The 22,002-nt window shown below is 69.5% G+C and carries 20 protein-coding genes and 1 pseudogene; 2 read left to right on the top strand and 19 right to left on the bottom strand.

Annotated features, from left to right (window positions below):
• Positions 1-213 precede the first annotated feature (213 nt).
• The 12 genes from ACWEFL_RS10170 to ACWEFL_RS10115 all read right to left on the bottom strand — a co-directional run bounded on the left by ACWEFL_RS10170 (position 214) and on the right by ACWEFL_RS10115 (position 12,718).
• The gene (locus tag ACWEFL_RS10170) at positions 214-3,042 is read right to left on the bottom strand and encodes a DEAD/DEAH box helicase (protein WP_451710064.1); all 2,829 of its coding nucleotides are present in this window, start codon (positions 3,040-3,042) and stop codon (positions 214-216) included.
• Between the two features lie 88 nt (positions 3,043-3,130).
• Complete coding sequence (locus ACWEFL_RS10165) at positions 3,131-4,072, bottom strand: diacylglycerol kinase (RefSeq protein WP_451710062.1); 942 nt, start codon at positions 4,070-4,072, stop codon at positions 3,131-3,133.
• A gap of 116 nt (positions 4,073-4,188) precedes the next feature.
• Complete coding sequence (tatC, locus tag ACWEFL_RS10160) at positions 4,189-5,160, bottom strand: twin-arginine translocase subunit TatC (protein ID WP_451710061.1); 972 nt, start codon at positions 5,158-5,160, stop codon at positions 4,189-4,191.
• A 63-nt stretch (positions 5,161-5,223) separates the two neighbouring features.
• Positions 5,224-5,520, bottom strand: coding sequence for a Sec-independent protein translocase subunit TatA (gene tatA / locus ACWEFL_RS10155; protein WP_451710059.1), 297 nt, complete (start codon positions 5,518-5,520; stop codon positions 5,224-5,226).
• A 225-nt stretch (positions 5,521-5,745) separates the two neighbouring features.
• Positions 5,746-5,943, bottom strand: coding sequence for a hypothetical protein (locus ACWEFL_RS10150; RefSeq protein ID WP_451710058.1), 198 nt, complete (start codon positions 5,941-5,943; stop codon positions 5,746-5,748).
• Between the two features lie 10 nt (positions 5,944-5,953).
• On the bottom strand, positions 5,954-6,226 hold the full coding sequence (locus ACWEFL_RS10145) for a hypothetical protein (RefSeq protein ID WP_451710056.1): 273 nt from the start codon (positions 6,224-6,226) through the stop codon (positions 5,954-5,956).
• A gap of 183 nt (positions 6,227-6,409) precedes the next feature.
• The gene (locus ACWEFL_RS10140) at positions 6,410-7,366 is read right to left on the bottom strand and encodes a helix-turn-helix transcriptional regulator (protein WP_451710054.1); all 957 of its coding nucleotides are present in this window, start codon (positions 7,364-7,366) and stop codon (positions 6,410-6,412) included.
• A 17-nt stretch (positions 7,367-7,383) separates the two neighbouring features.
• Positions 7,384-8,364, bottom strand: a complete 981-nt coding sequence (locus ACWEFL_RS10135) for a helix-turn-helix transcriptional regulator (protein ID WP_451710052.1) — start codon at positions 8,362-8,364, stop codon at positions 7,384-7,386.
• 181 nt (positions 8,365-8,545) lie between these two features.
• Entirely contained in the window at positions 8,546-8,917 is a 372-nt protein-coding gene (locus ACWEFL_RS10130) for an FKBP-type peptidyl-prolyl cis-trans isomerase (RefSeq protein ID WP_451710050.1), read from the bottom strand.
• 43 nt (positions 8,918-8,960) lie between these two features.
• On the bottom strand, positions 8,961-9,896 hold the full coding sequence (locus ACWEFL_RS10125; RefSeq protein WP_451710049.1) for an FKBP-type peptidyl-prolyl cis-trans isomerase: 936 nt from the start codon (positions 9,894-9,896) through the stop codon (positions 8,961-8,963).
• 158 nt (positions 9,897-10,054) lie between these two features.
• Positions 10,055-11,416 carry a Pup--protein ligase gene (pafA, locus tag ACWEFL_RS10120; protein WP_451710047.1) on the bottom strand — a complete coding sequence of 454 codons (1,362 nt, stop codon included), beginning with the start codon at positions 11,414-11,416 and terminating at the stop codon, positions 10,055-10,057.
• A gap of 9 nt (positions 11,417-11,425) precedes the next feature.
• Positions 11,426-12,718, bottom strand: coding sequence for an MFS transporter (locus ACWEFL_RS10115; protein WP_451710045.1), 1,293 nt, complete (start codon positions 12,716-12,718; stop codon positions 11,426-11,428).
• Between the two features lie 505 nt (positions 12,719-13,223).
• On the opposite strand from ACWEFL_RS10115, the gene ACWEFL_RS10110 reads away from it, so the two are divergent.
• Positions 13,224-14,204: a LacI family DNA-binding transcriptional regulator gene (locus ACWEFL_RS10110; RefSeq protein WP_451710426.1), complete on the top strand. Its 981-nt coding sequence runs from the start codon at positions 13,224-13,226 to the stop codon at positions 14,202-14,204.
• 175 nt (positions 14,205-14,379) lie between these two features.
• Here ACWEFL_RS10110 and prcA read toward each other — a convergent pair whose 3' ends face one another.
• The 6 genes and pseudogenes from prcA to arc form a co-directional block, all read right to left on the bottom strand.
• Positions 14,380-15,195: a proteasome subunit alpha gene (gene prcA, locus ACWEFL_RS10105; protein ID WP_451710043.1), complete on the bottom strand. Its 816-nt coding sequence runs from the start codon at positions 15,193-15,195 to the stop codon at positions 14,380-14,382.
• A gap of 62 nt (positions 15,196-15,257) precedes the next feature.
• Positions 15,258-16,103 carry a proteasome subunit beta gene (prcB, locus tag ACWEFL_RS10100; protein ID WP_451710041.1) on the bottom strand — a complete coding sequence of 282 codons (846 nt, stop codon included), beginning with the start codon at positions 16,101-16,103 and terminating at the stop codon, positions 15,258-15,260.
• Positions 16,055-16,255 (bottom strand): annotated as a pseudogene (locus ACWEFL_RS10095) (endonuclease domain-containing protein); the annotation flags it as partial. The gene prcB and the pseudogene ACWEFL_RS10095, both read right to left, overlap by 49 nt.
• Positions 16,256-16,421: 166 nt before the next feature.
• Positions 16,422-16,640 carry a ubiquitin-like protein Pup gene (locus tag ACWEFL_RS10090; protein ID WP_037777052.1) on the bottom strand — a complete coding sequence of 73 codons (219 nt, stop codon included), beginning with the start codon at positions 16,638-16,640 and terminating at the stop codon, positions 16,422-16,424.
• 313 nt (positions 16,641-16,953) lie between these two features.
• Positions 16,954-18,465 carry a depupylase/deamidase Dop gene (gene dop / locus ACWEFL_RS10085; protein ID WP_451710039.1) on the bottom strand — a complete coding sequence of 504 codons (1,512 nt, stop codon included), beginning with the start codon at positions 18,463-18,465 and terminating at the stop codon, positions 16,954-16,956.
• A 237-nt stretch (positions 18,466-18,702) separates the two neighbouring features.
• Positions 18,703-20,469: a proteasome ATPase gene (gene arc, locus ACWEFL_RS10080; protein ID WP_451710037.1), complete on the bottom strand. Its 1,767-nt coding sequence runs from the start codon at positions 20,467-20,469 to the stop codon at positions 18,703-18,705.
• A gap of 265 nt (positions 20,470-20,734) precedes the next feature.
• Between arc and ACWEFL_RS10075 the strand changes: the two genes are divergently transcribed.
• A complete protein-coding gene (locus tag ACWEFL_RS10075; protein WP_451710035.1) occupies positions 20,735-21,046 on the top strand; it encodes a ferredoxin in 312 nt (103 codons plus the stop codon).
• An 87-nt stretch (positions 21,047-21,133) separates the two neighbouring features.
• Here the strand turns inward: ACWEFL_RS10075 and ACWEFL_RS10070 are convergent, their stop codons facing one another.
• Complete coding sequence (locus ACWEFL_RS10070) at positions 21,134-21,727, bottom strand: hypothetical protein (protein WP_451710034.1); 594 nt, start codon at positions 21,725-21,727, stop codon at positions 21,134-21,136.
• Positions 21,728-22,002: the final 275 nt, after the last annotated feature.

The raw sequence follows: 22,002 nt of genomic DNA, 5'->3' as shown, positions 1-22,002 counted from the left end.
GGCGAGTGCGCTGAAGGGGCGGCGCGCCGTCCGGGGTTCTCCCTGGGCGAGTGAGCTGGAGGGGCGCGCGGGTGTCGAAAGGGAGAGCGCGCGGAGGCCGCGAGGAACGAGCGGCCGAGCACGGTCGACCGTCGACACACGCTCAAAGCGACCCGTGGGGGTCCCCCCGGACGGAGTCCGAGGGAGAACCGAGCCCAGGAACAGCCGCTCCTCTCACCCCACCGAGCTGTACGCCACAACCCCCCTCAGCAGCGCGTCCACAGCCCTGCGGGCGTTCTTCGCGACCGTGCTGTTCTCCCTGGGGGCAGCCGCCGCGATCTGGCCGAGGACGTCGATGACCTGCTTGCACCAGCGGACGAAGTCACCGGCGGGCATTTCGGCCTCGCGCAGCACCTCGTCGAGGCTCCGGTCCGAGGCCCACTGGTGGACGGCCCAGGCGAACCCGAGGTCGGGTTCCCGCTGGCCGACGCCCTCCGCCTGGTTGATCTTGAAGTCTTCCTCCAGAGCGTCGAGGCGGCCCCAGATGCGGACCATCTCGCCGAGCGCGGCCTTCGCGTTCCCGCCGGGGACCTTGGGCGCGACCGCGTCGTCGGACTGGCGTGCCTCGTAGACGAGCGCCGAGACGCACGCGGCGAGTTCGGCGGGGCTGAGGCCCTCCCAGACCCGGTCCCGGAGGCATTCGCTCGCCAGCAGGTCCAGTTCGCCGTAGAGCCGCGCGAGGCGTTTGCCGTGTTCGGTGACCACGTCGTCGCGGAGGTAGTCCAGTTCGGTCAGGAGGGCGACGATACGGTCGAACGTGCGGGCGATGGTGTTCGTCCGGCCTTCGATGCGGCGCTCCAGCTGGCGGGTGTCGCGCTGCAGGCGGTGGTAGCGCTCCGCCCATCGGGCGTGGTCCTCGCGCTCGGCGCAGCCGTGGCAGGGGTGGGCGCGCAGTTCCGCCCGGAGCCGGGCGATCTCGCGGTCGTCGGCGGCGGTGGACCGCTGCTTGCGGTGCCGCTCGGGAACGATGTGCCCGGCCTTCGTCCTCAGTGCCGATGCCAGATCGCGCCGAGACTGGGGCGAGCGGGCGTTGAAGGTCTTGGGGATCCTCATCCGCTCCAGCGCCTCCACCGGTACCGGGAAGTCGATCGACGCCAGCCGCTTGACCTGTCGCTCGGCGGTGAGGACAAGGGGGCGGGGACCGTCGTCGTGTTCGAATCCCCGGTGGCCGTTGGTCCGGCCGGCGGGGATGCCGGGATCGAGTACCAGCGCGAGGCCCGCGAACTTGCCCGTCGGGACGTGGATGACATCGCCGGGCTTGAGCTTCTCCAGTGAGACCGCGGCCGCGGCCCGGCGCTGGGCCGCGCCCCGCTTGGCCAGGTCTGTCTCCCGGTCCTTGAGGTCGCGGCGCAGCCGCGCGTACGCCTCGAAGTCGCCGAGGTGGCAGGTCATGCCCTCGCGGTAGCCGTCGAGTCCCGCCTCGTTCTTCTGCACCTGACGGGAGATGCCGACGACCGAACGGTCCGCCTGGAACTGGGCGAACGACGTCTCCAGCAGTTCACGCGAGCGGTGCCGGCCGAACTGCTGCACCAGATTGACCGCCATGTTGTACGACGGCTTGAAGCTGGAGCGGAGCGGGTACGTGCGGGTGCCGGCGAGGCCGGCGAGCGCGGCCGGGTCCATGGCCCGCTGCCAGAGCACCACCGCATGGCCCTCGACGTCGATGCCGCGCCGTCCGGCGCGGCCGGTGAGCTGGGTGTACTCGCCGGGGGTGATGTCGGCGTGCTGCTCGCCGTTCCACTTGACGAGTTTCTCCAGCACGACGGAGCGGGCGGGCATGTTGATGCCGAGCGCGAGGGTCTCGGTGGCGAACACGGCCTTCACGAGCCCGCGGACGAACAGTTCCTCCACGACCTCCTTGAACGTCGGCAGCATCCCCGCGTGATGCGCGGCGATGCCCCGCTCAAGGCCCTCCAGCCACTCGTAGTAGCCGAGGACGTTCAGGTCCTCGGTGGGGATGGAGGCGGTCCGCTGCTCGACGATCTCGCGGACCTTGAGCCGTGACGCGTCGTCGTTGAGCCGCAGGCCCGCGTACAGGCACTGCTGTACGGCGGCTTCGCAGCCGGCCCTGCTGAAGATGAAGGTGATCGCGGGCAGCAGCCCTTCCGCGTCGAGACGCTCGATGACCTCGGGCCGTCCGGGCGTCCAGATCCGGCTGCGCTGGCGGCGCTCGCGCTCGCGGTCGGCCTCGCGGATCATCTTGCCGCGCCGGCGGTCGCGGGGGTTGTACGTGCGCTGGTTCTCCATCCGGGCCAGCCGGACGAGGTCGGGGTTGACCTCGCGGCGGGCGGTGCCGCGGCCGCCGTGGTCGGACTCCTCCTCGAAGAGGTCGTACATCCTGCGGCCGGCCATCACGTGCTGCCACAGCGGTACGGGCCGGTCCTCGGAGACGATGACCTCGGTGTCCCCGCGGACGGTGTCCAGCCAGTCGCCGAACTCCTCCGCGTTCGAGACGGTCGCGCTCAGTGACACGAGGGTCACCGACTCGGGGAGGTGGATGATCACTTCCTCCCACACGGCACCCCGGAAGCGGTCGGAGAGGTAGTGGACCTCGTCCATGACCACATAACCGAGGCCGAGCAGCGACTGCGAGCCCGAGTACAGCATGTTCCGCAGGACCTCGGTGGTCATGACGACGACCGGCGCGTCCGGGTTGACGCTGTTGTCGCCGGTCAGCAGGCCGACCTTGTCCGCGCCGTACCGCTTGGCCAGATCGGTGTACTTCTGGTTGGACAGCGCCTTGATGGGCGTGGTGTAGAAGCACTTCCGGCCCTGTCCGAGGGCCAGATGGACGGCGAACTCGCCGACGATGGTCTTGCCGGAGCCGGTGGGCGCGGCGACGAGCACGCCTCTCCCCGCCTCCAGGGCCTGGCAGGCTTCGATCTGGAAGGGGTCCAGGTCGAATTCGTACATCTCGCGGAAGGGGGCCAGTGCGGTGGCCTCCTCGGCGGCGCGGATGCGGGCGGCGGCATAGCGCTCGGCGGGAGAGAGGTCCTCGGTCATCTTGTTGACGAGCCTACCCGCCAGGTCCGACAGTCAACGCGGAATTGATCGCCCCGAGCACCTATCGGACATTGCCGGGCATTTTCTCTCAGTGGGACCCGTGGGGCGGGTGGGGTGTATGCAGCGCGTGCCGTGCCGAGGGCGGTGCGAGCACTCGTAGCGCTCCCGGCACGCAGCGCGCCGTCAGGGGCAGCGGGCCGAGTGGCTCTCCGTCCGCGTAGCCGGTGACCGCCTCGGCCTCCAGCGTGATGGAGCGGACCCGGTGCACGGTGACCTCGGGGCGGTCGAGATGCGTGCCCCGGTAGACCCGTGGGAACACCCGGAGCAGGGTGGTGCGGGTGCACCCGGCGACCACGGTCACATCGAGGAGCCCGTCGTCCGGCTCGGCCGCGGCGCAGATCCGCATGCCGCCGCCGTACGACGTCCCGTTGCCGACGGCGACGAGGGTGGCCTCGATCTCGTGCGCCGGGCCGTCGTCGAGGGTGATCCGGTACGGGATGGGCCGCAGCGCCGCGAGTTCGGCGAGCATCGCGATGTCGTAGGTGAACCGGCCGCCGGGCCATCGCATCCGGTTGCCCCGGTCGTTGACGCGTGAGTCGAATCCGGAGGCCAGGACGGTGCCGTACCACCTCTCCCCCACGCGCCCCAGGTCGATCTCCCTGGTCTCGCCGCGTCTCAGCGCCCCGGCGGCGAGCCGTCCGGCGGCGGCCGGATCGCGGATCGGGAGCCCGAGGGTGCGGGCGAAGTCGTTGCCGGTGCCGACGGCGATCACTCCGAGGGGGGTCGGGGTCCCGGCGACGGCCTGGAGGGCGAGGGAGACCAGTCCGTCGCCGCCGACGGCTATGAGCGCTCCGGTTCCGCCCGCGACGGCCTCCCGGACCCGGCGCAGCGCGTCGGCGGAGTCCTCGCCGAGGACGGTCCGTACCGGGAATCCGGCGTCGCGCAGTGCCCGCGCGGCGGGCTGTGCCGCCCGCGCGCCCCGGCCGCGGCCTGCGGCGGGGTTGACGAAGAGGGTGATCTCGCTGGTCATCCGCGTGACGTTACTGCCGTTTCCGCAAGGTCAGGAAGGTGCGGAGGGGCCGTACGGAGTTTTCCTCCGCACGGCCCCTCGCGGCGCGCCTCAGTGGTGTGTCTCAGTGGTGTGTCTCAGGTGATGTCGTCGTATCCGTTGACCCGGTGGGCGCGTCCGCCGTCCGCGTCGCCGCCGGTCTGCTCCGGCAGGGCGCGGGCCGCCGAGACCGGTTCGATCTCGCCGATGTCCTCCGGGGTGAGATCGAGTTCGGAGGCTTCGTCGGCGCCCGGTTCCCGGGCCTCGCGCAGGGCCCGCCTACGGTCGTTGATCAGCGAGATGCCGGTGGCGAGGAAGTACAGGACCATGATGGGCGCGGCGAGGGCCATCATGGTGATCGGCTCGGTGCTGGGGGTGGCGACGGCCGAGAAGACCGTGATGCCCATGATCATTCCGCGCCACCAGCCGAGCATCCGCCGGCCGCTGACGACGCCGCCCATGTTGAGCATGACCAGCAGCAGAGGCAGTTCGAACGCGAGGCCGAAGACGACCACCATACGGGTGACCAGGTCGAGCAGATCGTCCAGCGGCAGGAGGTTGTCCACGCCGAAGGGGGTGAACTCGATCAGCACTTCCGCGGTGGTCGGCAGCACCGAGTAGGCGAAGTAGCCGCCGCCGAGGAAGAGCGGGAAGCCGGCGCTGACGAAGGCCATCGCGTACTTCTTCTCGGTCCGGTGCAGACCGGGAGCGAGGAAAGCCCAGAGCTGGTACAGCCAGATCGGCGAGGCGAGGACGACACCCGCCATCAGCGAGACCTTCAGCGCCAGGGTGAACGGCGTCAGCAGGCCGTTGATGGTGATCTGCGCGCAGGTGGTGTCCTTCGGTTTCTGCGCCAGCTCGGAGAAGGAGTAGTTGTCACAACCCACCGACTCCAGCACCGGTTTGGTGAAGAAGTTGATGATGTCGTTGTAGAAGAAAGCCGCGACGACCGTGACGACGACGATCGCCAGGAGTCCCTTCGCGAGCCGGTTGCGGAGCTCACGCAGGTGCTCGACCAGAGGCATCCGCCCCTCGGGATCCTTCTCCTGCTTGCGGGCAGACTTGAGCAACCCACGTCCTCATCTCGTGCGGCAGGCCCTCACCGGGAGTGGGGGGCCTGTGGGCGGCCCTGTCTAACGCTGCGAAGCGGAGTCCGTCGGCTCGGCGACCGGGCGCGCACTGGTGACATCACCGGGCGCGGCCTTGATCGTACGCTGAGCGGACTGGTCCTGGGCGGGGCCCGGCTGGGGCGGGTCGGCCGGCGCGGGCTGCTGGCCCTCGGACTTCATCGCCTTTGCCTCGCTCTTGAGGATGCGCGCGGACTTACCCAGGGAACGGGCCATGTCCGGAAGCTTCTTGGCGCCGAACAGAAGAATGACGACGACGAGGATCAGGATGATCTCAGGAGCGCCGATCTTTCCACCGAACATAAGCTTGTACCTTCTCACCGAGGCGGCTGGGGTGTAGCTGGCGCGGTGACCGGACAGGAGCCCGACCACCGTGCTATGAGCGATCGTAACCCGGAGGAGTAAACCCAGGGCAATGCCTGTGCGTACTCCACATTGACACCAACACTTTCTGACCTGGGTCGTTCCGGTCGGCGCCGTCCGCGTGCGCAAGGGTCGTCCGGTCTTCGGAACAGCGGGCGGAACGGTTCAGCGCAGCGCCTCGCCGGTGCGGGCGAGACCGGCGGCGGCCCGCTCCAGGTCCTCCGCGGCCCGATTGACCCGCTCGGTGGTGCGTACGACCTCCCGCCCCAGCCGCTGGGCCTCGATGAACACCCGGATTCCGAGGATGCCGAGGACGGCGATCCCGAGGAAGCCGAGGGCGATGGCGAGCATGGGCCAGAACATATACAAGAACCTAGACGTTCGGAGCGGTGGACTGGAGGGTCTGGAGCCGGAGCGTGCTGACGCCGCCGCCGGTGAGGAGCTCGATGATCCGTTCCCCGGCCGGTTTGCGGACGGCGGAGCCGCACTCGGGGCAGGTGAACGAGTAGAAGGTCGTACGGTGGCTGCCCCCGATCGCCAGCCTGATGGCTTGTGCGGACAGTTCGAACCGGCCGCGGCAGTCGGGGCACGCGGCCCTGAAGAGGACAGGGCCCACCGAGGCCGAAAGATCAGACATCAGAGACATAAGACCCAGATCTCCCTTTTCCGAACGGTGTTTCCCGATCACCGCTCACTCCGTCACTCACTGCGGGCGGCTCTTTCCCGCCATTTCCCGACCGATGATCCCGTGCTTGCCCGCCCGCTGTCTGCCCCGGCGGGAAATTGGCGGCTCGCGCTGCGGCCGGGACGCGCCCGCCGCCCGCCCCGTCTACCCGGCCCCGTCGTAGGCCGCGAGCGCGTCGCGCGCCGCCTGTCGAGCGCTGTCGGCCAGCTCAGCCGGTTCGACGATCCGCCCGTCCCGGCCCAGCCGCAGCGCGAGCCGCCGCAACGAGGACGGGGACGAGGTGCGCAGGGTGATGCGCAGTCCCCCGCCGGCCAGTTCCTCCGCGCTGTCGTGCGGGTAGTACTCGGCCACCCAGCGCCCCGACGGACCCACCTCGACCACCACCTCGGGATCGTCGGCCGAGGGCTGCACCAGCCCCTCCGACAGATCCCGCAGCTCGATCTCGGGCGGCGCGGCCGGGGCGTCGAGGAGCCGGATCTCGGCCACGCGGTCCAGCCGGAAGGTCCGGCGCGCCTCGGAGAGGCGGCACCAGCCCTCCATATAGGTGTGCCCCACGGCGAAGAGCCGGATCGGGTCGACCTCGCGCTCGGTCAGCTCGTCCCGCGCGGGCGAGTAGTACCGCAGCCAGAGCCGCCGGCGCTCCGAGATCGCCCGGTCGACGTCGGCGAAGACCCCGCCCTCGGACTCGAACGTCACCGAGAGCCGGGAGGAGGCCCAGGCCGCCTCGCCCGCCGCCGTCTCCAGCTTCGCCGTCGCGCGCACCAGCGCCTCCCGGTCGCCCTCGCGCAGTCCCGGCAGCATCGCCACGGCCCGCGCGGCCACCAGCAGCGCGGTCGCCTCGTCGGCGGCCAGCCGCAGCGGCTCGGCGACATCGTCGGGGTTGTGCCACCAGATCCGGTCGCCGTCGGTGTCGATGTCGAGGAGGTCACCGCCGCGGAAGCTGGTCCCGCACATCGGCAGCAGATCGAGATCGGAGATCAGCTCGTCCTCGGTGATGCCGAAGGCACGGGCCACATCGCCGACGCGCGCGCCGGGACGCTCCCGCAGATAGGTCACCAGCGAGAGCATCCGCCGGGTCTGGTCGATGGCATTGGCGGCCATGGTCGTACGCCTTCCCCTCAGCCTTTGGCCACGGCACGCAGCCGGTCCACCACATCGTCCCGCAGATCGGCGGGCTCCAGTACGACGACGTCCGGGCCGAACTCCACGAGCCAGGCGTCCAGACCGTGCCCGTACGGGATCTCCAGCTCGTCCCAGCCGCCGCCCAGCTCCCGTACCGACCGGGCTCTGGCACGCAGCGGATAGCCGCATCCGGAACGCAGCCTGATCCGCGCGGTACGGGTCGCGGTCTCCCCCGCCCAGCTCTCCACCGTCTCCCTGACGGTGACCACGTCGGGCACGGGCACGGTGAACGCCCCCGCGCGGGAGCGGACCCGTCCGGTGATCCGGGAGAGCCGGAACACCCGCTCCGCACCTCGGGTGCGGTCCCAGCCCGCCAGATACCAGTGGCCGCGCCAGCACTCCAGCGTCCAGGGCTCGACCTGGCGCTCCTCGGGGCGCGCGGCGGTGGCCTTGCGGTAGTCGAAGACGACGGGCCGCCGGTCGCGGCAGGCGAGCATCAGCGGCTCGAACGCGGACTCGTGGACGGGGATACGCGGTTCCAGCGCGCTGTGCTGCGCCTCGTACGAATCCTCCGCCTCGGGCATCCCGGCGGCGCGCAGCTTCTGGAGGGCCCCGCTGGCCGCCCCGGCGAGCCGCGCCTGCTGCCACACCCTGGCGGCGAGACCGAGCGCGGCGGCCTCCTCGGCGTCGAAGGTGATCGGGGGCAGCCGGTTGCTGTCGCGGCGGGCGAGATAGCCCACGTCGCCGTCGAGGTTCTCCACCGTCTCGATGATCAGGCCGAGTTCCCGCAGATCGTCCTTGTCACGCTCGAACATCCGGTTGAAGGAGTCGTCGGACCCCGACGCGGCCTCGCTCGCGCGGTACGCCTCGACATACGCCTCGATGGATTCGCGCAGCTCGCGCTTGCTGAGCGGGCGCCGCGTCCCCAGCAGGCACAGCGCCAGATTCATCAGCCGCTCGGCCTTGGCAATCGCCATCGACGCCCCGCACCTCTTCTGATCGAGTCGCATTTCGCCCGATGACCGTACCGTCCCGGAGTGTCACCGGAAAAGCCGAGGGCAAAATAGGGGCAAAGTCACGGCAAACCCGGGGCGCGGCCGGGCAAGGCGATGGGCCCGTGTTCCCGGGGAACACGGGCCCGTGACGGCCTGCGGCGGCTCAGACGGAGACCAGGTCGCAGACGAAGATCAGGGTCTCGCCCGGCTTGATCCGGCCGCCCGCGCCACGGTCGCCGTACGCGAGGTGCGCGGGGATGACGAGCTGGCGGCGTCCGCCGACCTTCATGCCCTGCACGCCCTGGTCCCAGCCGGAGATGACCTGACCGACGCCGAGCTGGAACTTCAGCGGCTGGCCGCGGTTCCAGGACGCGTCGAACTCCTCGCCGGTGGAGAAGGCCACGCCCACATAGTGGACGGAGACCATGTCTCCCGCCTTGGCCTCGGGGCCGTCGCCCTCCCAGATGTCCTTGATCTCCAGGTCCTTCGGCGGCTCGCCGCCCGGGAAGTCGATCTCGGGCTTCTCGATGCTCACTGAACTAGCTCCTCAAAATGATGTACGGGCAACCGGGACAGTCTTACACCTTCGTCAGAAGGTCCACGGAGAAGACCAGCGTGGAGTTCTTCGGGATGTTCTGCTGCGCCTTGTCGCCGAAGCCCTGGTCCGGCGGGATGACGAGCAGCACCCGGCTGCCGACCTTCTTGCCGACCAGACCGTCCTTCAGGCCCTTCACGAGCTGTCCCAGCGGGAAGTTCTGGGTCGACTGCGCCTTGTAGGTGCTGTCGAACTGCTTCGCTCCGTCCCAGACGTACGCCTCGTACTTGACCATGACGTTGTCCTTGTCGGTCAGCACGGGGCCCGTGCCCTCCAGGACGTAGTTGGAGACCAGCTTCTTCGGTGCGCTCGCCTTGGGGAACGTCACCGACGGCGCCTTGCCGTCCGTGTTGACGCCCACCTTCGGGATGTCGATGTTGTCCTGGGCGACCGGGGTGCCCTTGGCCGAGACCGGGATGGTGGTGCTCTTGACGATGTCCATGACGAACACCAGCGTGGCGTTGGCCTTGATGTCGCCCTTCTCCTCGGCTCCGTAGCCGAGGTTCGGCGGGATCGACACCTCCAGGCGGCTGCCCACCTTCTGGCCGTCGAGCGCCTTCTGCCAGCCCTCGATGACGCCCTGGCCGCCGACGGAGACCGGCAAGGGCTGGCCCTTGTCGAAGCTGTTGTCGAAGGGCTTGTCCTCGTCCCACTCCTGGCCGAGGTAGTTCACCTCGGCCTGGTCGCCCTTCTTGAGCACCGCGCCCTTGCCCTCGCTGATGACCTCGATCTTCAGCTCCTTGGGGGGAGCGCCCTCCCCCTTCGCCAAGGTCGGTTTCTCACCGACCTTGGCACCGGCGGTGATGGCGGGCAGCCCGCCCTTGGACGAGATGGAGTCGGAGCCCTTGTCCTCGCTGCCGCAGGCCGCTGTGGACACCAGCAGCAGGGGGACGGCGATAAGGCCGGCAAGTCGGCGCACGTGTTCCTCAGATCTCAGACGTCACAGGATTAAGGTCCCCCGACACTCTAGGGCGTGCCGAGGCCCCGTACGCGAAACGTACGGGGCCCGAGTGGCGTTCCTGGAATGCGCGAGTCCGTATTGAGTCCGTGGGGGCGCTTATGTGCCGGGACGGCGGATCACATGCCCGCGATGAGCTTCTCCACGCGGTCGTCCACCGATCGGAACGGGTCCTTGCAGAGCACGGTGCGCTGAGCCTGGTCGTTGAGCTTGAGGTGCACCCAGTCGACGGTGAAGTCGCGCCGCTGCTCCTGCGCCCGGCGGATGAAGTCGCCTCGCAGCCGCGCGCGGGTGGTCTGGGGAGGCACCGACTTGCCCTCGAAGATCTTTATGTCGTTGCAGATCCGGGCGGCCTGGCCCTTCCGCTCCAGCAGGTAGTACAGGCCGCGCCTGCGGTGGATGTCGTGGTAGGCGAGGTCTATCTGCGCGACCCGCGGATGCGACATGGTCATGTTGTGCTTGGCCCGGTACCGCTCGATGAGCTTGTACTTCATGACCCAGTCGATCTCGGTGCCGATGCGGTCGAGGTCCTCCTCGTCGATCGCGTCCAGCGTGCGGCCCCACAGCTCCAGCACCTGCTCGACGACCCCGGTCCGGATGCCGCGCCGGTCGACGAAGTCGACGGCCTTCTCGTAGTACTCCCGCTGGACCTCCAGGGCGGACGCCTCGCGTCCGCTGGCGAGGCGCACCTTGCGCTGGCCGGTGATGTCATGGCTGACCTCGCGGATCGCCCTGATCGGGTTCTCCAGGGTGAGATCGCGCATCACGGTGCCCGCTTCGATCATGCGCAGGACGAGATCGGTCGCGCCGACCTTGAGGAGCATGGTCGTCTCGGACATGTTCGAGTCGCCGACGATGACATGGAGGCGGCGGTAGCGCTCGGCGTCAGCGTGCGGTTCGTCGCGGGTGTTGATGATCGGGCGCGAGCGGGTGGTGGCGGAGCTGACGCCCTCCCAGATGTGCTCGGCGCGCTGGCTGACGCAGTAGACGGCGCCGCGCGGGGTCTGGAGCACCTTGCCCGCGCCGCAGAGCAGCTGACGGGTGACCAGGAAGGGGATGAGGATGTCCGCGAGCCGGGAGAACTCTCCGTGGCGGGCGACGAGGTAGTTCTCGTGGCAGCCGTAGGAGTTTCCCGCAGAGTCGGTGTTGTTCTTGAAGAGATAGACGTCGCCCGCGATTCCCTCCTCATGCAGACGGCGTTCGGCGTCGACGAGAAGCCCTTCCAGAATGCGCTCGCCGGCCTTGTCGTGTGTGACCAGCTCGGTCAGATTGTCGCATTCGGGTGTCGCGTATTCCGGATGCGAACCCACGTCGAGGTAGAGGCGGGCGCCGTTCCGCAGGAAGACATTGCTGCTGCGGCCCCATGAGACGACACGGCGGAAGAGGTAGCGCGCCACTTCGTCAGGTGACAGTCGGCGCTGTCCCCTGAACGTGCACGTGACGCCGTACTCGTTCTCCAGCCCGAAAATGCGGCGGTCCATGTCTGAACATTACGCCTCAAGCCCTGAGCTGAAACCGGGTTCGGTCACACCGTTTCGATCATTTTCCGCCGAGCCGGTCGCCGGAGCGGTGCCGGAGACCACGGTGCCCTTGGTACGTACGGGAACGGAGAGCACCCGCTGAGTGGCCGTCAGCACCAGCGTCGCGGCGATTCCGCCCGCCCCCGCGACCGCGAAACTCCAGCTGGTGCCGCTCAGCTCGACCACGGGACCCGCGACGGCGGTCCCCGCGGCGGCGCCGACCCCGAAGGTGGTCACCAGCCAGGAGAACGCCTCGGTGACCGTTCCTCGCGGGGCGTGCCGGTCCACGACGATGAAGGCGCAGGCGATGGCCGGGGCCAGGAACACGCCCGCGACGGCGGTGAGGGCCGTCATGGCGGCGACACCGGGGGTGAGGGCGAGCGGCAGATAGCCGAGCGCCAGCAGGGCGACGATGACGCGGAGTCTGCGCTCGGGGGCGCCCGTCCACTGGCGCGCGCCGTAGCAGACGCCGCCGACCAGCGCGCCGAGGCCGAGGGCGGCCATCAGCCAGCCGTACACCGCTTCGCGGCCGTGGTCGTCGGCGTAGGCGACCCCGGCGACCGTGATCGAACCGAGGGCCAGCCCGACGAAGAAGAACGCTCCCAGCAGGGCGAGCAGCCCCGGCGACCGCAGTGCCCCCAGCCAGTGGGCCTCGCGGGGTGCGGAGCGCCAGGTACGGGAGGGCTTGGACACGACGACGCTGAGCGCGCCGAACACGCCGACGGCGTTGATCACCAGCAGAGCCGCGCCCGCCGACCAGAACGAGACGAGGAGCGTGACCAGCAGGGGCCCGACGGTGAACATGATCTCCTGGGCGACCGCGTCCAGGGCGTACGCCCGGTGGACCCGGTCCTCCCGGCCCAGCACACTCGGCCACAGGGCCCGCAGCCCGCCTTCGAGGGGCGGGGTGAAGAGCCCGGCCACGGCGACGGCCGCATAGGCGAGCGGGAGCGATCCGGTCCCGGCGAAGGCGAGGAGCACCATGCCGAGCGCCGAGACGACGGCCGCGGGGAGCTGGACCCGCGGCTGGCCCCGCAGATCGACGGCCCGTCCCAGGAGGGGCTGCCCGATCGCGTTCGCGATCCCGTAGACGGCGGCGAGCCCGCCGGCGAGGCTGTAGCTCCCGCCCTCGGCCCTGGTGAACAGCACGATGGCCACGGGCGCGGTGGCGTTGGGCAGCCGCCCCACGAGCGTCCCGGCGAGCAGCCGTGCGGCGTGCGGAGCCCTGAGCAAGTCCCCGTAGCCGGTGGCTCCTGTGGCCATGTCCCGCCCCTCTCCCCTCGGACCCATCCGAGGTTTTACGTATAACGTCGATGGTCATACGTACCATGTCGCCAGTCCGCCGGTCTACCGCGCCGCCACGGCGGACGCCGGTGGAACAGGGCGGCCGATCAGTCCGAGGACGGCACGCATGGCACACGGGTCTCCCGCCGACGGCGACGGGCCGAGGGGGCCGAGGACAGCCCGGCCGCACCCGGATCCCTCCCGGTCCGCTCCGGCGGCCGTACCGGCGGGCGTACGTCCACCCTCCGGCGACACCCGGACGGACACGGCCGGCCCTGCCCTCGCGGGCTCGGGGGCCGACAGGGGCACGGGGGCCCGCGAAGGCTCGCCCTCCCCGTCCGGGCGGCCGGGCGGCAGCGGCGGGCCGGGCAACGCGGCGCGCACGGAGACCGGGTCCGCCGCGGAGGGACCGGCCGGTACGGAGACGGGCGCGGGCGTCACGGGCCGGGCGCGGGGCAGCGGTTCCCGGCCCACCAGCCGGGATGTGGCGCGGACCGCGGGGGTGTCGCAGGCGACGGTGTCGCTCGTCCTGGGGGACAAGTGGCGGGGCAGGGTCTCCGCGCGGACCGCCGACGGTGTGCGGGAGGCGGCGCGAGCCCTGGGATACCGGCCCAATCTCGCCGCGCGGAATCTGCGGCTCGGGCGGACCAGGACGGCCCTGCTCGTCGTGCCCGCCCTCACCAACGAGTTCTTCGCCCGCGTCTACTCCGGGGCGTCCGCCGTCGCGGCCGAGCACGGCTTCGGGGTGGTCGTGTATCTGTTCCCCGACGGCGTCGGGAACGCCAAGGACCCCTTCGCCTCGGCCCGTGCGTCCCTCGACGGGGTGATCGCCTCCTCCATGGCCTCCGAAGCGCTCTCCGCGTTCCGAGGGACGGATCTGCCGCTGGTGATGCTCGACAGCGATCCGGCCGACCGGGGCGCCGCCGCCCATGTGAACCTCGACATCGCCGACGGCGTACGGCAGGCGGCGGACCATCTGCTCGCGCAGGGCCACCGCCGCTTCGTGCATCTCGCTTCGGCGGTGGCGTCGTGGACGTTCGACGTGCGCGCCCGGTCGCTCGCGGCGGTCGTCGGCCCGGTGCCCGGGGCCTCGGTGCGGACCGTCCGCGCGCCCTTCGACGTGGGCAGGGCCCGCGAGGCCGTGGAGGGGGCGCTCACCGGACCGGGGCCGCGGCCCACCGCGATCGTGTGCGACGGCGACATTCTGGCCGCCGGGGCCTGCAAGGCCGTCCGGCGGCTGGGGCTGCGGATCCCCGAGGACGTGTCGGTCACCGGGTTCGACGACCTGGCGCTCGCCACCGCCCTGGAGCCCGAGCTGACGACGGTGAGCCTTCCGGCCGAGCGGGTCGGCGAGCGCGGTATGTCCGCGCTGCTGGCGGTCCTCGACGGGCGAGCACCCGAGGAGGGGGATCTCCCGGTCGAACTGGTCGTACGCGGATCATCGGGCCCGGCCGCACAGGACTGAGGCCCTGCGGCGGGACCAGACCGGCCCCGCGGGCCGTGGCTGCCGTGAACGCCGCGCGCCGAGCCCCGAGGCGGCGGGAACGATGATGCCCCGGACCTCCCGCGCGTGCGGGGGTCCGGGGCACCGCCGAACAGCCACCCGGCCGAGAGACACAGCCGGCGTCGGGAGCGGCGGGCTACCGCTCTCCGGTCTCCCCTGTCTCCCCGGTCTCGGGGGTCTGCCCGGTCTCCCCGCTATCCCCGCTCTCCTCCGCCGTATCGGACGGCGCGTCCGTCGGGGCGGAGGCGGCGCCGTCGGCCTCCAGCAGGCGTTCCAGCTGCCGGCCGACGATCCGCTTGAACTTCCGCTGCTGGGGGCGCGTACGGTCCAGGACCGCCACCTCCAGCCGCTCCGCCGGGATCTCCCGGTCCGTGCCGTTGGTCTGGTTCGACAGGGCCTGAACGGCCAGCTTCAACGCCTCCGCCAGCGACATCCCGTCGCGATGCCGCTGATCGAGGAAGGTGCTGATCTGCTCGGCGCTGCCGCCGACCGCGACGGAGCCGTGCTCGTCGACGATCGAACCGTCGTGCGGAAGGCGGTAGATCTGGTCGCCGTCCGCGGTGGCCCCGACTTCCGCGACCACCAGTTCCACCTCGTAGGGCTTCTCGGCCGAAGAGGAGAAAATGGTGCCCAGGGTCTGGGCATAGACATTGGCGAGACCGCGGGCGGTCACATCGTCGCGGTCATAGGTGTAACCGCGCAGATCCGCATAGCGCACTCCGCCGATCCGCAGATTCTCGTACTCGTTGTACTTTCCGGCCGCTGCGAAGCCGATACGGTCGTAGATCTCGCTGAATTTGTGCAGGGCACGGGACGGATTCTCACCGACGAAGACAATGCCGTCGGCGTACTGCAGCACCACGAGGCTGCGTCCACGGGCGATGCCCTTCCGGGCGTATTCCGCCCGGTCCTGCATGGCCTGTGCGGGCGAGACATAGAACGGCGTCGTCACCGGCTATCCGTCCCTTTCTGTCAGTGGCGTAGGAGCGCCTTCCGGCGGCGTCTGGAGAAACATCACAGGAGCGCGGCGCGCGGGCCGTCGGGCTGTTCGAGACGGCGCTCCAGGATCGAGCGGGCGATCTCGGAGGACTCCTCGTCGGTGACCCTGCGGACACCCTCACCGCTGATGACGGTGACGATCGGGTAGATCCGCCGGGCCACGTCGGGCCCGCCGGTCGCCGAGTCGTCATCGGCGGCGTCGTACAGCGCCTGGACCACCAGGGTGGTGGCCTGCTCCTCCGTCAGATCGTCCCGGTAGAGCTTCTTCATGGCTCCGCGGGCGAAGATCGATCCGGAGCCGGTGGCGGCGAAGCCCTGTTCCTCGGAGCGGCCGCCCGTGACGTCGTACGAGAAGATCCGGCCCTTGTCCCGGTCGACGTCGTACCCCGCGAAGAGCGGGACCACGGCGAGGCCCTGCATGGCCATGCCGAGGTTGCTGCGGATCATGGTGGAGAGCCGGTTCGCCTTGCCCTCCAGCGAGAGCTGGGCGCCTTCGACCTTCTCGAAGTGCTCCAGCTCCAACTGGAAGAGCTTGACCATCTCCACCGCGAGACCGGCGGTGCCCGCGATGCCCACGGCCGAGTACTCGTCGGCCGGGAACACCTTCTCGATGTCACGCTGCGCGATCATGTTCCCCATCGTGGCCCGCCGGTCGCCGGCCAGCACCACACCGCCGGGGAACGTCGTCGCGACGATGGTCGTGCCGTGGGGCGCCTGGACGGCCCCCTGGACGGGCGGCAGCGTACGCCTTCCCGGCAGCAGCTCGGGTGAGTGCTCGCCGAGGAAGTCCATGAAGGAGGAGGAGCCAGGCGTCAGGAAGGCAGCTGGTAGACGCCCGGTGCCACGAGTGTTGGCTTCCACGAGTTTCCTTCCAAGTAGGCGGCAGCCCTGCGGACGGTGTCGGGATCGTTTCCCAACTTGCCGATGGCCGAATCGCAGTTGAAGCACAGTACGCCAGGGACCTTACCCGTCCCATGGCAGTGATCCACATGAACGGCGGGAGCCGCCGGGCATCTGCGGCGGATGCCCGTCCGCTCGGCGGTCGTCCCGCCGCGGGCGGAGACGGCGACGCCTTAAGGAGCCCGTCCTTCCGGTTCTCGTCCGCCGCGAGGGAAGTGGGCGGAACCACCCGCTCACCACCCGCGCGGCACACCGGATCGACGGGGTCCGGCGTCGCCGCTACTCTCCGCCCTTCTGCACGAATGACCGCACGAAGTCCTCGGCGTTCTCTTCGAGCACGTCGTCGATCTCGTCCAGTACGGAGTCGACGTCGTCGCTCAGCTTCTCCTGGCGCTCCTTGAGGTCTTCCGCGGCCTGCGCCTCCTGCGCCTGCTCCTCGACCTCCTCGGTGGAACGCGTGGCCTTCTGCTGTCCGCCGCCGGTGTCCTTGGTCGCCATGTCCCTCACCCCGCTCGGTTTGCCCTGACGTGAGTTCGTTCCTGTCAAGATCAGACCCTACAAGCCCGGTCCGACATCGGCCCCACACTTCCCACAACGCTCGGGGACCATCCCGATGATTCCCGGAGATGATTCCCTTACCGGGACCTTTTAGGCCGCTTCTGATGGATCTTGCCGGGCTCGCGCCCCCTGGCACCTCCCCCTCGGCCCTGCGGCCCGGGAGGTACCCCCACCGCATGAACTCCCTCCTCCGCCTTGCGATCCACGGCACCAGATCCCGCTCACTGATCCAGCCTGATCCATCGGAAACGACCTAGCCGCCCGAGAGCACCCGGACCAGATCTTCCGCGGTCCGGCAGCGGTCCAGCAGCTCCTTGACGTGGTTGCGGGTGCCGCGCAGCGGTTCCAGGGTGGGAACCCGCTGGAGCGAGTCCCTGCCGGGGAGGTCGAAGATGACCGAGTCCCAGGAGGCCGCGGCCACGTCGTCCGCGTACTGCTCCAGGCACCGGCCGCGGAAGTAGGCGCGGGTGTCCTCCGGGGGCTTCGTCCCGGCCCGTACGACGTCCTGCTCGTCCAGGAGCCGCTTCATCCTGCCGCGGGCCGCCAGACGGTTGTACAGGCCCTTGTCGGGCCGTACGTCGGCGTACTGGAGGTCCACCAGGTGGAGCCGGGCCGCGTCCCAGTCCAGACCGTCCCGCCTGCGGTAGCCCTCCATCAGCTCCTTCTTCGCGATCCAGTCCAGCTCGCCCGACAGGCTCATCGGATCGTTCTCCAGCCGGTTGAGGGTGTCCTCCCAGCGGAGCAGGACGTCCGCGGTCTGCTCGTCGGCGTCCGAGCCGAAGCGTTCCTCGACATATTTTCTCGCCAGCTCGAAGTACTCCATCTGGAGCTGGACGGCGGTGAGTGTCCGGCCGCTGCGGAGAGTGATCAGACGTTTGAGGCTCGGGTCGTGGGAGACCTGGTGCAGGGTCCGCACCGGCTGCTCGACCGCGAGATCGACCGCGATGAAACCGTCCTCGATCATCGACAGCACCAGGGCCGTGGTGCCGAGCTTGAGATAGGTCGAGATCTCGGACAGATTCGCGTCGCCGATGATCACATGGAGGCGGCGGTACTTCTCGGCGTCGGAGTGGGGCTCGTCGCGCGTGTTGATGATCGGGCGCTTCAGGGTGGTCTCCAGGCCCACCTCGACCTCGAAATAGTCCGCGCGCTGACTGATCTGGAAGCCGTGCTCGTGGCCGTCCTGGCCGATTCCGACCCGTCCGGCACCGGTGACGACCTGGCGGCAGACGAAGAACGGCGTCAGATGGCGCACGATGTCCGAGAAGGGGGTTTCCCGCTTCATCAGGTAGTTCTCGTGGGTGCCGTAGGACGCGCCCTTGTTGTCGGTGTTGTTCTTGTAGAGAAGGATGGGCTGGGCGCCGGGGAGCTGGGCTGCCCGTTCGGCGGCCTCGGCCATGATGCGCTCGCCGGCCTTGTCCCATAGGACGGCGTCCCGCGGGTTGGTGATCTCGGGCGAGCTGTACTCGGGGTGTGCGTGGTCGACGTAGAGCCGGGCGCCATTGGTGAGGATCACATTGGCCAGGCCGATGTCCTCGTCCGTGAGCTGGCTGGAGTCGGCGGCCTCGCGGGCGAGGTCGAAGCCCCGGGCGTCCCGCAGGGGATTCTCCTCCTCGAAGTCCCAGCGGGCGCGCCGCGCCCTGTGCATCGCCGCCGCGTAGGCGTTGACGATCTGGGACGAGGTGAGCATGGCATTGGCGTTCGGATGGCCCGGAACGGAGATGCCGTACTCCGTCTCGATGCCCATTACTCGCCGTACGGTCATGCGGCCCTCCTTGCCCGGCGGCGTTCTCATTCGGGAACGGCGCTCAAGTACCGCTGTTGCTCCGATGCGCGTGCGGTGCCCGTCCCCGCGCTGCGCGACTCGGCGGTACCGAAGAGCGTAGAACGCCTCTGCGCTGGTGGGGAGATCAATTCGGTCATTGCTGCGGTGTGGCGGCACCTGTGTGGAAAGACACCGGCTGCGGATGCCCGGACCGGGCATCCGCAGCCGGTGTGCGATCTACAGGTACTGTCCGGTGTTCGCCACCGTGTCGATGGAGCGTCCGGTGTCCGCGCCCTGCTTTCCGGTGACGAGGGTGCGGATGAAGACGATCCGCTCGCCCTTCTTACCGGAGATCCTGGCCCAGTCGTCCGGGTTGGTGGTGTTGGGCAGGTCCTCGTTCTCCTTGAACTCGTCCACGCATGCCTGGAGGAGGTGGGAGACCCGAAGGCCCTTCTGGTTGTGGTCGAGGAATGCCTTGATGGCCATCTTCTTGGACCGGTCGACGATGTTCTGGATCATCGCGCCGGAGTTGAAGTCCTTGAAGTAGAGGACTTCCTTGTCGCCGTTCGCGTACGTGACCTCGAGGAAGCGGTTCTCCTCGGTCTCGGCGTACATCTGCTCGACGACGGACTGGATCATCGCCTGGGCGGCGGCTTCCTTGGAGCCGTTGTGCTCGGAGAGATCGTCGGCGTGCAGCGGCAGGGAGGGCGTGAGGTACTTCGCGAAGATGTCCTTCGCGGCCTCCGCGTCCGGGCGCTCGATCTTGATCTTCACATCGAGGCGTCCGGGGCGCAGGATCGCGGGGTCGATCATGTCCTCGCGGTTGGAGGCGCCGATGACGATGACGTTCTCCAGGCCCTCCACACCGTCGATCTCGGCGAGGAGCTGCGGGACGATGGTGTTCTCCACGTCCGAGCTGACGCCCGATCCACGGGTGCGGAAGAGGGACTCCATCTCGTCGAAGAAGACGATCACGGGGGTGCCCTCGCTGGCCTTCTCACGAGCACGCTGGAAGACGAGGCGGATGTGCCGCTCGGTCTCGCCGACGTACTTGTTGAGCAGCTCGGGACCCTTGATGTTGAGGAAGTAGCTCTTCCCCGCGGGCTGCCCGGTGACCTCGGCGACCTTCTTGGCGAGTGAGTTCGCGACGGCCTTGGCGATCAGCGTCTTGCCGCAGCCCGGCGGGCCGTAGAGCAGGATGCCCTTCGGCGGCCGCAGTTCGTGCTCCTTGAAGAGATCGGGGTAGAGGTAGGGGAGTTCGACGGCGTCACGGATCATTTCGATCTGTCCGCCGAGGCCGCCGATCTTGGTGTAGTCGACGTCGGGGACCTCTTCGAGGACCAGTTCCTCGACCTCGCTCTTGGGCACGACCTCGTAGACGTACCCGGAGCGCGGTTCGAGCAGCAGGGCGTCACCGGGCCGGATGGTGATGTCCAGCAGGGGCTCGGCGAGCCGTACCACCCTTTCCTCGTCGGTGTGCCCGACCACCAGGGCGCGCTCGCCGTCCTCAAGGATCTCCTTGAGGGTGACGATGTCGCCCGCGCGCTCGTACGCCATGGCCTCGACCACGTTGAGCGCTTCGTTGAGCATGACTTCCTGGCCACGCCGCAGCTCGTCGAGCTCGACGCTGGGGCTGACGTTCACCCGGAGCTTGCGGCCCCCGGTGAAGATGTCGCAGGTGCCGTCCTCGTTCGCTTGCAGGAAGACACCGAAGCCGGCCGGCGGCTGCGCGAGCCGGTCGACCTCCTCCTTGAGGGCCACGATCTGGTCGCGGGCCTCACGAAGCGTGTTGGCGAGCCGCTCGTTCTGCGCGGACACGCCGGCCAGGTTGGTCTGCAGCTCGACGATCCGCTCTTCGAGAATCCTCGTGTGTCGCGGAGAGTCGGCGAGCTTGCGGCGCAGGACGGCGATTTCCTGCTCTAGATAGGCAACCTGGCCGGCTGGGTCTTCAGACCCCCGCCCCGGCCGGATGCCGCGGTTGATGTCGTCGTCGTGGGCTGCCACGGTCCTCACCTCCTCCAAGGGGAGCTGGACGCTTCCTGACCCTACCTGGGTGGGTGATGATTGAAACCCCTAGATCACAAAGACCGGGGGGTGTGTCCGATCTTCACCCTTGCGCTCTCCCTCACGCCAGGGGGATACCCACCCAGCTACACCCGGAAGCGGGCGGTTGTATCGTCGGAGTGTTCAACACCCGTCAGGGCTGGCACGACTTGCTTCACGTTGTTCCGGTGGACGCTCTCATCCGAAGCAGGAAACGACAGGAGACATGACCGTGCAGCACGAGGCCCCGTCCGATGGCGCCACGGAGGAGATGGAGGTCTGGATCGACCAGGACCTCTGCACCGGGGACGGGATCTGTGCGCAGTACGCACCCGAGGTCTTCGAGCTGGACATCGACGGGCTGGCGTATGTGAAGAGCGCGGACGACGAATTGCTGCAGGAACCTGGGGCGACGACGAGGGTGCCGCTGCCGCTGCTGCGGGATGTGGTGGATTCCGCGAAGGAGTGTCCTGGGGACTGCATCCATGTCCGTCGCGTTTCGGACAGGGTGGAAGTGTACGGCCCGGACGCGGGGTGATGTGTTGATCACCCTCCGCGCTTGAACCGTCTCAGTTTTTCATCCGGCCAGTGTTTCATCCGGCGCTGCCGGGCCCGGCTTCTCGTGTCATACGCCAAGGGCCTGGTCCGGCGATTTCTCTGATGTCCGTACGAACGCGCCGCCCTGCCACCGCCAGGTGACCGTCTCCGTCTGATCGGGGCAGCAGCTGGGCACGTCGGGGGACGAGTAGCCGAGGAGGGTGGCCGTGATCGCTCCGTCACGCAGGGCGAGCTCTCCGACGGTGAGCCGGTCGGCGGGCGACACCAGGGTGGCGACCACGCGGGGGCCCGCCTCCCGCGATCCGGCCAGTACGTAGACGCCGCTGGGCGGGGTCCCGGAGCCCGCGTCGCAGCGGGCCGCGACCACGGTCTCGGGGCCGCCGTCGCCGTCGAGGTCGCCGGTCGCCTTCTTCGTCACCGCGCTCGGGACGCCTCCGCACTCCAGCGGCAGCTTCACCTGCGCCGGGTCGGGCGCGGGAGCCGCGGCGACCCCTGCGCCGGGCCCCGGGCCCTTCTGTGCGGCGGGCTGGGTCGCGGTGGCGTCGTCGGGCTGGAGGAGACCCGCCAGAGCGACGACGGCGGCCATGGCGGTCGCGGTGGCGAGCCAGTGCACCGGCCGGGTCTGGGTGTGCGCGAGGTCCGGGGCTGCGGAGGTCTGCACGCGTGAAGTCTCCTGTGAATGCGAAGCCGGGGTGGAGTCGGCGGCGGGAGGGAGATCTGCATCGTGCCATACGTCACAAGGGCGCGGAACAGCGGGGGCGGCTGTTTTCGGAGTACCGCGAGGGTCCTTCGAAGGAGCAACAGGAGGACCCCGCGGCCGAGTTCCCGGTCGTGAACCGGGCACAGCACCGGGCAGAGAGAGCGCTAAGCCGACAGACCGGGTGCGGGGTGCGCGGACATCAGCTCGGCGACCTCGGCGCGGATGACGGCGAGCGC

It is taken from the genome of Streptomyces sp. NPDC004838, assembly GCF_053600955.1.
Note: the sequence above shows the minus strand (reverse complement) of the source record. Positions and strands in the feature narration are given on the sequence as shown.